This is a genomic window from Streptococcus sp. HMSC078H12, assembly GCF_001814615.1.
GTDB lineage: Bacteria > Bacillota > Bacilli > Lactobacillales > Streptococcaceae > Streptococcus > Streptococcus salivarius_F.
The window spans coordinates 19,381-30,630 of sequence record NZ_KV817316.1 but is presented as its reverse complement, the minus strand read 5'-3'; the positions used below and the strand labels follow the sequence as shown (position 1 = coordinate 30,630).

Genomic DNA, 11,250 nt, shown 5'->3' with positions numbered 1-11,250 from the left:
TTGAATGGAAATGTCAAAGGTATCAATTTTTTGTGCCAAATCAATGATTTCCAACTTGTCCATAGTGACAACCGGGCGAATCACTGGCGTACATGTAACAGCATTAATCGCCTGCATAGACTCCATAGTCTGACTAGCAACCTGACCAAGACTTTCACCATTGATAATCACAAGGCCTCGGCGTTCTTCACGAATACGGTCAGTAATACGCATCATAAAGCGACGTGTCAAGGTCATCAAATAAGCTTCTGGTGCTTTTTCTTTGATTTCTTCTTGAATTTCAGTAAATGGTACTTCGATGAACTGAATATTACCACCAAATTTAGTCAACTTACGGGTCAAATCTTGAGCCTTTTTAAGAGCTCCAGGGCTAGTGTAAGGAGGACTTGCAAAGTGGACAGCTTCAATATCCACGCCACGTTTAAGGGCAAGATAACCCGCCACTGGTGAGTCAATCCCACCTGAAAGCATGAGCATTCCTTTACCAGCAGTACCTACAGGTAGACCGCCTGCTCCTTTGATTTCCTCGTGAGAAATATAAGCCGCCTCGGCACGAATTTCTACCTTAAGGTTGACGTCCGGCCCCTTCATCTGAGCCTTAATGTCAGGTAATACATCAAAAACTGCATTTCCTAAAGTAAGATTGAGCTCACGACTGTCGAGAACAAAGTCATGGTCACTACGTTTGGCAGTTACTTTAAAAGTGAGACCATCACGATAGAGTCCAGTCATAATGTCTTGAACAGCTTTTTTCAAGACTTCGACATCTTTTTCAAACTTGTAAACAGGACTAAAAGCTTGAATACCAAAAATTTGCTTCAAAGACTCTGCTACTGGCTCGTAGTCTGTACCATTGAGATAGATATGTCCACGGTCTCGATCAAAAGTCACTTTAACTTCTGGATAGATGGATAGGACATCTTTAATATTATTTCTAAGTTTATTGATAAAGCGCATACGGTTCTTGCCCTTGGTAGACAATTCACCATAGCGAACCATAATTTCTGAATATGTTAGTGTCATTCCTTTTCCTTTTAAATTCGAATTTAGTTTTATTGTTTAGTCGATTAACTCTTGCTATCTCACTTTTTGTGTCTTGGCGTAGACCTGCTTGAAAATCGTGAGGAACTGTTCCACCTGTCCCATATCATTGTCATCATCAAGACTGATACGAACAGCTGTTTGAGCTAACTTAGTCGGTACACCCATAGAAATAAGGGTTCCCGCTGGTTTACCCGCCTTAGATGAACATGCTGATGTCGTTGAAATATAGATTTGATGCTCTTCAAAAGCGTGGACAATAACTTCACCTCGAACACCCTTGATTCCAAAGGTCAAAATATTGGGAGCAAAGTCTTCACCCTCACCTGAGAAAATAGTAATATCCTCGTACTTAGCCAATTCGTCAAAGATAATCTTTTTCATCTTGGCAATTTTAGGAAGAGAAAATTCCTCTTTGTCAGTTACCAAGCGCAAGGCCTTGGCCATACTCGCAATGCCGGCAACATTTTCAGTCGTTGAACGAAAATCTTTTTCTTGACCACCACCAGTTAAGAGCGGCGTAATCTTTTTTCCTGCCTTTTTGTAGACAAAACCGACACCACGAACAGCATGAAACTTGTGACCAGAAAAAGTCGCAAAATCTACACGGTCGGTTAAATATGACGATACAGGAATCTTCCCAATAGCCTGGACAGCATCCACATGGAAAGATACCGTAGGCTCATTGGCCAAAAGATCTGAAATGGCTTGAATAGGTTGGATTGATCCGATTTCGTTATTAACAGCCATAACCGAAACTAAGATTGTGTCAGGGCGTAATAATCCAGCAAGAGCTTCAACATCCACAAACCCTTGCTCATTTACTGGTGCATAAGACACCTCGAAACCATGCTCTGAAAGCCATTTGGCAGATTCTTTTACCGCTGGGTGTTCAATATCAGAAACAATGATGTGTTTGCCGTAAGGCTCTTTTTCAAAAGCTACACCTTTGATGACCCAGTTATCACCTTCGGTTCCTCCAGACGTAAAGAAAATCTCATCGGCTGATTTTCCAATGAGTTCCGCAACTTGCTTACGAGAAGCCTCCAAAATACGTGTCGCAGATGTTCCTAATTGGTGTAGGCTGGATGGGTTCCCAAAAATTTTAGTAGCCACTTCTTGATAGGTTCTAAGTGCCTCTGGATAAGGCACCGTCGTGGCCGAATTATCAAAATAAATCATGATTTTTCCTCGATTTTTATTTACTATTTATTATAGCATAATTTTTTTAGCAATTTTTGCGAGAAAATCATATAATAGAAAGTACGAAATATTTTTAAGGAGAGCATCATGTCTGAAAATTACTCACGCCGTAATCATTCATCAAAAGAAGAAAAAAAATCTGCCCCAAAGGTGACTGAACACGTTACAAAAGGCTTCACTGCCTTCCAAAAAGTCCTCACTGCCGTCGGGACAATTTTGTCAATCATCGTGGCTTCAATCACCATCATGAATTTCACAGCCTCTAAAAATAAGGACACTTCTGATTCATCAGCCAATCAATCAACTGTAGTCATCAAAGAAGGCAATAATAAGACTCAAGAATCAAGCGCTACTTCATCTAGTTATGGCAATGCGACTGATTCAGAAACAGAAACAAGTAGCCAAGCAGGAACTAACACCTATTCGTCATCTGCAGATACAACAACGGGTGGCAATACGACTACCTCTTCATCAGCAGCTACTGCAGACACAACATCTGGCAATGCGACTACTGGTGGCGCAACAACTGGTGACGCCGCTTCTAACTAAGACATGTAAAAGGCTAGGAAACCCTGCCTTTTTTCTATAATCCTATGAACTATACAGAAACTCTAAATTTTATCCATTCTTTCAAGGGCAATGGCCGTCGCCCTCAACTCGAACGTATGCGTTGGCTCTTGAAACAAGCTGGAGATCCCCAGTCTCACTATCCAACGGTACATATTGTCGGGACCAATGGTAAGGGGTCAACAACTAGCTACCTACAAAATATCCTAACAAAGTCAGGCTATCAGGTCGGGACTTTCACCTCCCCTTATATTACTCGCTTCAACGAACGTATTAGTATTAATGGCACAGAAATTCCTGATAAGGATTTGATTAGCCTTGTCGCGAAAGCTCAGGTTCTTCTCAATGATTTAGAGGAGCACACTGATTTTGACCGACCAACAGAATTTGAATTGGTCACCTTACTCATGTTCCTCTACTTCGACCTTAAACAGGTTGATATGGCTATCATTGAAGCTGGGATTGGGGGACGACTTGATTCGACCAATGTTCTTTCGCCAGAGCTTGTCATCTGTACTTCGATTGGATTTGATCACACTGAGACCTTGGGCGATAGCCTTTTGGACATTGCCAATCATAAGGCAGGCGTCATGCGAGAAAACACACCTATCTTACTTGGTCGTGTCTCTACAGAAGTTGAACATTTCTTCAACCAAAAATCACATGACCTACAAGCACCTTTAGCTATCATTGATAGGGAAATTCAGCTGCTTTCGAAAGACGATCAAACGATTCAAATTTCTTATGACCATTGGGAAAGTCCAAATCTTAAACTACCAATGTTAGGACAGCATCAAGAAAACAATGCTGGGCTAGCTGTCACTGCTGCCCATCTCCTAGCTCAAACATTTCCAAAGATTACCGATAAGAGCATCCAAGAGGGGATTGAAGAGACGCATTGGCCTGGTCGTAGTGAGTGGATAGGAAATAACATTTATCTAGATGGTGCTCATAACCCTCAAGGAATTGCCAGCTTAAAGCAGGTACTAAAAGATAACTTCGCTAATCGTAGGGTACATATCCTCTTTGCAGGACTTAGACGAAAGCCTTTGGCAGACTTACTAGAGGAATTGAAAGATTATGATATAACGGTAACCAGCTTTGACTTTTTTGAGGCACTCCCCTTGGATGACTATCCCAAAGACTTCAAACGTGTTGCCGACTATAGAGACTGGCTAGCACAAGCTGAATCAGCAAATTCTGATGACCTATTTGTTGTCACTGGATCTCTTTACTTTATATCAGCAGTAAGAAACTACTTAATTAAATAAAATAAGGCCTGAAGGCCTTTTTTATTTAGACAATCTATAGTTTTACACAAAGTGTAGGCTGCTATTTGAACACAAAGAAAAGTCTATCCATTTAGCTAGACAGACTTTACTTTTCTATCTCATCGTTACAAATTCTTCTGAACCTGTTGGATGAATGGCAACCGTATTATCAAAATCAGCCTTAGTTGCTCCCATCTTAATAGCCACAGAGAAACCTTGAATCATCTCATCAACACCATAGCCAATACCGTGAAGACCAATGATTTTTTCATCCTTACCAAGCGTTACTAATTTCATAGTTGAAGGCTGACGATTGTCTCCAAGGGCTGTATACATTGGAGTGAAACTTGATTTATAAACCTTAATATTCTCCTCACCATATTTAGCGATTGCTTTTTCTTCAGTCAAGCCAACAGAACCAATAACTGGATGGCTAAAGACCACGGTTGCTACATCAGTATAATCAAGCTTAGCATCAGCTTGATTGTTGAAAAGTCGCTCTGATAATTGACGTCCCGCCTTGACTGCAACTGGTGTCAAATCAAGTTTACCAGTCACATCTCCAAGGGCGTAGATACCAGGAACAGAGGTATTTTCAAATTCATCCGAATAGATTGTTCCTTTTTCAGTCAGTTTAACACCTGTCTTTTCAAGTCCAAAACCATAGGTGTTGGCTGCGCGTCCAATAGCCCAGATGAGGCAATCAACAGTAATCGTTTCTCCATTATCGAAACTAATGGTCAAGGAATCATCTGCATTTTTCACTACCTCTGTCGCATTAGCATGCGTATGGAGGGTTGGACCAGATTTAGCCATTTCATCAACTAAAACATCAACGATATCCTTGTCGAAGGTACGCAATGGACGATCTTTACGCACAAAGAGGTGTGTATCACTTCCAAGAGCATTGAGAACACCAGCAACCTCAACGGCGATGTAGCCAGCACCAATAACAGCTGTACGTTTTGGCACCTCATCTAGTTCAAAGAAACCATCTGAGGTAATCCCATATTCACTACCTGGAATGTTTGGATAAAGGGCGTGACCACCAGTCGCAATAAGGATATGGGGTGCTGTATAACGCTCACCCGCTACTTCAACCGTATGAGGGTCAACAAATCTTGCATACTCGTATACACGTTCAACGCCATTGCTATCAAAACCACGCTCATAAGAACCATGGATACGATCGATATAAGCCTGACGATTGGCCTTAAGCGTTGCAAAATCAAACTTATTAATTGTCACATCAAAACCATACTCGCCTGCATAACGGTGAAGGGTTTCAGCAACCTGAGCACCATACCACATGACCTTTTTAGGCACACAACCTACATTGACACAGGTACCACCGACCTCTTTTCCTTCAAAGAGAATAACCTTAGCACCATGCATGGCAGCACGATTGGCACTGGCAATACCACCAGAACCACCACCAATGACAATATAATCGTATTCTTTTACCATATTTTACCTCTTATGTTTCTTTATACAGCGTATTAGCTACTAGGTAAGCCATTTCTGCCTATACTTTATCATAAAATAGGTACCCTGACAAAAATCTGCTACGACACAAAAAACAACCCCGTCACAACGAGATTGTTTTGTCATATCTTATTTATCAAGTGGTTTGCGAAGGAATCCGAAGAGGATACCTGATACCACAGCACCAATCAAGATGAAGAGAAGGTAGAGAAGGGCATTTGATGTGAGGGCAATTACGAAGATACCTCCGTGTGGTGCCATCAATTTGATTCCTGCCATACCTACAAGAGCTCCTGTAAGAGCTGAACCGACGATAAAGCTTGGGATAGCGCGTGCTGGGTCAGCTGCACCAAATGGGATTGCACCTTCAGTGATGAATGAAAGTCCCATAACAATGTTTGTCAAACCAGAGTTGCGTTCTTCTTCAGTAAATTTATCTTTAAACAAGAGTGTTGCTACAAATACTGCCAACGGAGGAACCATACCAGCCGCCATAACTGCTGCCATAACAACTGAACCACCTGAAGTTACTGTTGCTGCGAGAGTACCTGTACCAAAGACATAAGCTGCTTTGTTGACTGGTCCACCCATATCCACTGCCATCATACCACCAACAAGGAGACCAAGTAGTACGGCTGAGCTTCCTGACAAGCTTGACAAGAAGTTATTAAGACCAGTATTAATTGCTGCCATTGGGATATTTACTGCCAACATCAAGAAACCAGTAGCAAATACACCAAGAAGTGGCAAGAGCAAGATAGAACGGATTCCTTCAAGGGCACGTGGAATACCTGCCAAGAGTTTACGAAGAACAAGGATAACACCACCTGCAAGGAAACCACCAACAAGAGCTCCAAGGAAACCAGAAGATACGCCAGCAAGGGCAAGGGTTGCTTTACCACCTGAAGCAAATGGAACACCACCAAAGGCTGCACCACTTGAAGCAATAGCACCAGCTACGAAACCTGATACCAAACCTGGTTTTTCAGCGATAGAGTAAGCAATGTAACCTGCAAGTACTGGAAGCATGAAGCCAAAGGCAGCGCCACCAATTGCTTTGAATTGAGCAGCAATTTCATGGTAAGAACCAAGTTGTGACAATTGATCTTTAGGAACACCCATGATTTGGTCAAGCAAGAAGGCAAGCGCAATCATGATACCACCACCGATAACGAATGGAAGCATTTGTGATACCCCACTCATCAAGTGTTTATAGAAGGCACCACCAAGGCTCAATTTCTCACTTGATTCTTGAGCAGCTCCAGCATTTTCAGCGTGGAAGACTTCAGCTTTTCCATCCAAGATGTTTTGGATTAATTCTTGAGGTTGACGAATACCTGCAGCGACTGGTTTAGAAAGCAATTTTTTACCATCGAAACGTGCTGTTTCAACTGCCTTGTCTGCTGCTACAATAACACCTACAGCCTTACTGATTTCTTCGGAAGTCAAAGGTGTTCCAACTCCTGAAGCACCGTTAGTTTCAACACGAACATTGACTCCCATTTCTTCACCTGTTTTAATTAGTGATTCTTCAGCCATGTAAGTGTGAGCAATACCAGTTGTACAAGCTGTGACGGCTACGATAAGTGGTTTATCGCTTGAAGCTGCTTCTTTAACAGCTTGTGCTTTCTTAGCTTCCTCAGCTTGTGCTTCTTCTTCGCCCGTATTAAAAGCAGCAATCACTTCATCTGGAGAAGTCACCTTACGCAAACGATCAGCAAAACCATCTTGCATAAGGTATTTTGACAACTCAGCAAGGGCTGCCAAGTGAGTGTCATTTGCTCCCTCTGGAGCAGCAATCATAAAGAAGAGGTCTGTAGGTTGACCATCAAGTGATTCGTAATCTACACCTTTATTAGATTTAGCAAAAAGTACTGTTGCTTCTTTTACTGCAGCATTTTTGCTGTGTGGCATAGCGATTCCATCACCCAAACCAGTTGATGTTTGTGCTTCACGAGCCATAATACCTGCTTTGAAAACATCAAAGTCAGTCACAACACCATTGTCAACCAAGCTGTTAATCATTTCATCGATAGCAGCTTCTTTTGTAGTTGCTTGAAGGTCAAGCAACATTACTTTCTTGTTCAGTAAATCCTGAATTTTCATAGTTTTTCTACCTCTACTTTATTGTATGTTTCTTTAATAAATTCAATTGTCGCTAAATCATCTGAGAAAGCTGTAGATGTTCCACACGCTACTCCCCACTTGAGAGCCTCAATCGGATCACCTGATTTAACAAACTCACCAGTGAAACCAGCAACCATCGAGTCACCCGCACCAACAGAGTTTTTAACTGTTCCCTTGATTGGTTTGGCAAAGTAAGCAGCCTCTGGTGTGACAAGCAGCGCTCCATCACCTGCCATTGAGATGATAACGTTCTGTGCACCCTTAGCAAGGATTTCACGCGCATATTTTTCAACATCAGCCAAACCATTAAGTTTGACATTGAAAATAGCTTCTAACTCATGGTTATTTGGTTTAACCAAGAGTGGTTGGTAAGCCAAGGAATCAAGCAAGGTTTGACCTTCAAAGTCACAGACAACCTGTGCACCCGTTTCACGCACTAGTGGAATCAATTTGTTATAGACCTTGTTTCCAAGATTGCTTGGTGCTGATCCAGCAAAAACAACCACATCATCGGCACTTACACTTGAAAGAACAGCTTCCAATTCAGCCAATTGATACTCATTAATGACAGGTCCTGCACCATTAATTTCAGTTTCTTGGTCAGCCTTGATTTTAACATTAATACGTGTGTCTTGATCCACTGCTACAAACTTGGTTTTAATGCCCTCTGCATCCAAACCATCTGTCACAAAACGTCCTGTAAAACCACCGATGAAGCCCGTTGCAGTATTATCAACACCTAAACGTTGCAATATACGACTAACATTAATACCCTTACCGCCAGCGAACTTATCATCACTCTCCATACGGTTAACTTCACCAATCTCTACTTTATCGATACGAACAATGAAGTCGATTGATGGATTCAGCGTTACAGTATAAATCATACTTCAATAACCCTCGTTTTCTCTTTTAATTCTTGTAGGAGCTCTTCTTCCGAAGCGTTTGTAATTATGGTTACTTTCTCGACCTCGGCTACCTTAGCATAGGTAATCTGACCAAGTTTAGAGGCATCAGCTAGAACGTAGGCTTTTTGCGCATTGGCTATAACCGTCCGTTTGATAACTGCCTCTTCCATGTCTGGTGTGGTGAAATAATGAGCATCAACGCCATTAGCACCAATGAAAGCACAATCAAAATTCAGCTGTCTGATTTGCTCTTGAGCAGTACTTCCAATAGAGGCATCCGTTGAATGTTTAACCTTTCCTCCAACAATCCTAGTGCTAACACCAAGATCTACCAACTTAACCGCATGATGGATAGAATTAGTCACAACCGTTACCTGACGATTGGCCAAATGTGGAATCAAAAGTTCATTTGTTGTACTAGCCTCAAGAAAGACGACATCACCTTCCTTAATCAAATCGGCAGCATAACCAGCTAACTGAGCCTTTTCTTGAACGTTTCTAATAGCTTTTTGACTATTGGCAATTTCTTCCTTTAGACCATGAATGCTTTCAGCACCACCATGAACACGTTTAAGTTGGCCATCTGCCGCTAACTCGTCCAAGTCACGACGAATCGTCGACTCGGAAGTATCACTTAACAAAACAGTTAGGTTTTCCAAAGTGACAAAACCATCTTGTTTCAACTGAGACAAGATAATCTGCTTACGTTCAGACTTTAGCATAATCTCTCCTTCTGTAATCGTTTACAAAATCTATTATACTCAATTTTTAATAACTGTCAACTAAAAACAGTCAAAAAAAATCAAAATATTTCATCACAAAACACTAATCTACCAAAATGACGCAATTTGATAAGAAAGTTCTTACATTTTCAAAAAAAATACAACCTTTCAGTATCAAGTGCAAAATAAAAAAGCCTTGCGGCTCTCTTATCTTATTTGGCATAGTCAACCGCACGGAATTCACGAATGACTGTAACCTTAATATTTCCTGGGTAATCCAAATTCTTCTCAATTTGTTCACGTACCTTGTGAGACAAGATCGTAACTTCATCATCAGAGATTTTGTTTGGATGAACCATAATACGAATCTCACGACCAGCTTGAAGGGCGAAGCTTGTTTGAACACCGTCAAAGCTTGATGCAATTTCTTCCAAATCACGAAGGCGTTTGACGTAATTCTCAACAGATTCATTACGAGCCCCTGGACGAGCCGAACTCAAAGCATCTGCTGCAGCTACAATAACTGCAATGACGCTCTCAGGTTCTACATCGCCATGGTGGCTAGCGATAGCGTTAACCACAACTGGATGTTCTTTGTACTTACGTGCAAACTCAGCACCAATCTCTACGTGGCTACCTTCGACTTCTTTGTCAATGGCTTTCCCCATATCGTGAAGGAAACCAGCACGACGAGCGAGGGCAACATTTTCACCCAATTCACCAGCCATGATACCTGCTAGTTTACCAACTTCAACTGAGTGACGAAGTACATTTTGACCATACGACGTACGGAACTGCAAGCGTCCCATAATCTTGATCAAGTCAGGGTGAAGATTCATAGCTCCAATTTCGTAAGCTGCTTCCTCACCATATTCACGGATACGGTTATCCATTTCCTGACGGCTCTTCTCAACCAACTCTTCAATACGAGCTGGATGGATGCGTCCATCCTTAATCAAGGCTTCGAGAGTCATACGTGCAATTTCACGACGAACGGGATCGAAACCAGAAAGGACAACCACTTCTGGAGTATCGTCAATAATAACGTCAATACCTGTTAGACTTTCAAGCGTACGGATGTTACGCCCCTCACGTCCAATGATACGACCTTTCATATTGTCATCTGGAAGGTGAACAGTAGTTACTGTTTGTTCAGTAACATAATCTCCAGCCAAGCGTTGCATAGCTTGCGCCAACACATTTTTGGCCTTCTTATCAACAGTATCTTTAACCTGTGCTTCTGCATCTTTGATACGTGTTGCAATCTCATGAGTCAGATTATTTTCAGTCTCCGTTAAGATTACCTCACGCGCTTCTGCAATGGTCATCTGACCAACACGTTCAAGTTCAGCTTGCTTCTCAGCCTCCAACTGAGTCACATTCTCTTCACGCTCATTAAGATGTTTAGATTTGTCAGCAAGACTCTGCTCTTTCTTCTCGAGGGCAAGTTCTTTACTTGATAGATTTTCATCCTTACGATCAAGGCTAGTGGCACGTTCTGTTAAACGATTTTCCATTTGTTTAAGCTCTTGACGCTCAGATTTGAATTCTTTTTCAATATCTTCTCGATATTTTCTAGCTTCCTCTTTTGCTTCTAACAAGAACTCTTTACGTTGAGCCTTACTTTCGCGTTCAGCAGTCACACGCAGATGATCTGCATCATGTTCCGCCTGACTGCGAAGGTTCACAGCGTCTTGTTCTGCCTTTAGCAAGGTAGTTTCTGCTTGTTCCTTAGCTTTGCTAAGTTTAATAGAAATTGCTAAATATCCAACGACTAAACCAATGAGTGCAAAGACAACTAAAATTATCATGTTTATCATGTCTTTACCTCAACTTTTCTAAGGTTTCCCTAAAGAAAACCGTCTTCTAGTGTATCATATTTATAGCGATTTCTCAAATAAATACTAGAACTTTAAACTGATTTTG

The 11,250-nt window shown here is 41.6% G+C and carries 9 protein-coding genes; 2 read left to right on the top strand and 7 right to left on the bottom strand.

Annotated features, from left to right (window positions below):
* Positions 1–1,023 (bottom strand): tRNA uracil 4-sulfurtransferase ThiI (gene thiI / locus HMPREF2979_RS01565; protein ID WP_070654774.1); only part of this gene is annotated, 1,023 nt, incomplete at its 3' end.
* Between the two features lie 54 nt (positions 1,024–1,077).
* On the bottom strand, positions 1,078–2,223 hold the full coding sequence (locus HMPREF2979_RS01560; RefSeq protein WP_070654772.1) for a cysteine desulfurase family protein: 1,146 nt from the start codon (positions 2,221–2,223) through the stop codon (positions 1,078–1,080).
* A gap of 108 nt (positions 2,224–2,331) precedes the next feature.
* Here HMPREF2979_RS01560 and HMPREF2979_RS01555 point away from each other — a divergent pair, with 108 nt between their 5' ends.
* Together HMPREF2979_RS01555 and HMPREF2979_RS01550 are read left to right on the top strand one after the other, a co-directional pair.
* Positions 2,332–2,793 (top strand): DUF6556 family protein, encoded by a 462-nt coding sequence (locus HMPREF2979_RS01555; protein WP_014633949.1) that lies wholly within the window; start codon positions 2,332–2,334, stop codon positions 2,791–2,793.
* Positions 2,794–2,837: 44 nt separating this feature from the next.
* Positions 2,838–4,082, top strand: coding sequence for a bifunctional folylpolyglutamate synthase/dihydrofolate synthase (locus HMPREF2979_RS01550; RefSeq protein ID WP_070654770.1), 1,245 nt, complete (start codon positions 2,838–2,840; stop codon positions 4,080–4,082).
* 114 nt (positions 4,083–4,196) lie between these two features.
* On the opposite strand, the gene gorA is transcribed toward HMPREF2979_RS01550, so the two are convergent.
* The 5 genes from gorA to HMPREF2979_RS01525 form a co-directional block, all read right to left on the bottom strand.
* On the bottom strand, positions 4,197–5,549 hold the full coding sequence (gene gorA, locus HMPREF2979_RS01545) for a glutathione-disulfide reductase (RefSeq protein ID WP_070654768.1): 1,353 nt from the start codon (positions 5,547–5,549) through the stop codon (positions 4,197–4,199).
* Positions 5,550–5,696: 147 nt separating this feature from the next.
* Positions 5,697–7,673, bottom strand: a complete 1,977-nt coding sequence (locus HMPREF2979_RS01540; RefSeq protein ID WP_070654766.1) for a PTS fructose transporter subunit IIABC — start codon at positions 7,671–7,673, stop codon at positions 5,697–5,699.
* Positions 7,670–8,581 carry a 1-phosphofructokinase gene (gene pfkB / locus HMPREF2979_RS01535; RefSeq protein WP_002885581.1) on the bottom strand — a complete coding sequence of 304 codons (912 nt, stop codon included), beginning with the start codon at positions 8,579–8,581 and terminating at the stop codon, positions 7,670–7,672. The genes HMPREF2979_RS01540 and pfkB overlap by 4 nt, the downstream gene beginning before the upstream one ends.
* Positions 8,578–9,324 carry a DeoR/GlpR family DNA-binding transcription regulator gene (locus tag HMPREF2979_RS01530; RefSeq protein ID WP_070654764.1) on the bottom strand — a complete coding sequence of 249 codons (747 nt, stop codon included), beginning with the start codon at positions 9,322–9,324 and terminating at the stop codon, positions 8,578–8,580. The genes pfkB and HMPREF2979_RS01530 overlap by 4 nt, the downstream gene beginning before the upstream one ends.
* Before the next feature lie 212 nt (positions 9,325–9,536).
* Positions 9,537–11,144 (bottom strand): ribonuclease Y, encoded by a 1,608-nt coding sequence (locus HMPREF2979_RS01525; RefSeq protein ID WP_002885478.1) that lies wholly within the window; start codon positions 11,142–11,144, stop codon positions 9,537–9,539.
* Between the last annotated feature and the right edge of the window lie 106 nt (positions 11,145–11,250).

Bases quoted from the DNA above. Each gene is read 5' to 3' on its own strand.
- HMPREF2979_RS01560 (WP_070654772.1), bottom strand. From the start codon at position 2,223: ATGATTTATTTTGATAATTCGGCCACGACGGTGCCTTATCCAGAGGCA.
- HMPREF2979_RS01555 (WP_014633949.1), top strand. From the start codon at position 2,332: ATGTCTGAAAATTACTCACGCCGTAATCATTCATCAAAAGAAGAAAAA.
- HMPREF2979_RS01550 (WP_070654770.1), top strand. From the start codon at position 2,838: ATGAACTATACAGAAACTCTAAATTTTATCCATTCTTTCAAGGGCAAT.
- gorA (WP_070654768.1), bottom strand. From the start codon at position 5,549: ATGGTAAAAGAATACGATTATATTGTCATTGGTGGTGGTTCTGGTGGT.
- HMPREF2979_RS01540 (WP_070654766.1), bottom strand. From the start codon at position 7,673: ATGAAAATTCAGGATTTACTGAACAAGAAAGTAATGTTGCTTGACCTT.
- pfkB (WP_002885581.1), bottom strand. From the start codon at position 8,581: ATGATTTATACTGTAACGCTGAATCCATCAATCGACTTCATTGTTCGT.
- HMPREF2979_RS01530 (WP_070654764.1), bottom strand. From the start codon at position 9,324: ATGCTAAAGTCTGAACGTAAGCAGATTATCTTGTCTCAGTTGAAACAA.
- HMPREF2979_RS01525 (WP_002885478.1), bottom strand. From the start codon at position 11,144: ATGATAAACATGATAATTTTAGTTGTCTTTGCACTCATTGGTTTAGTC.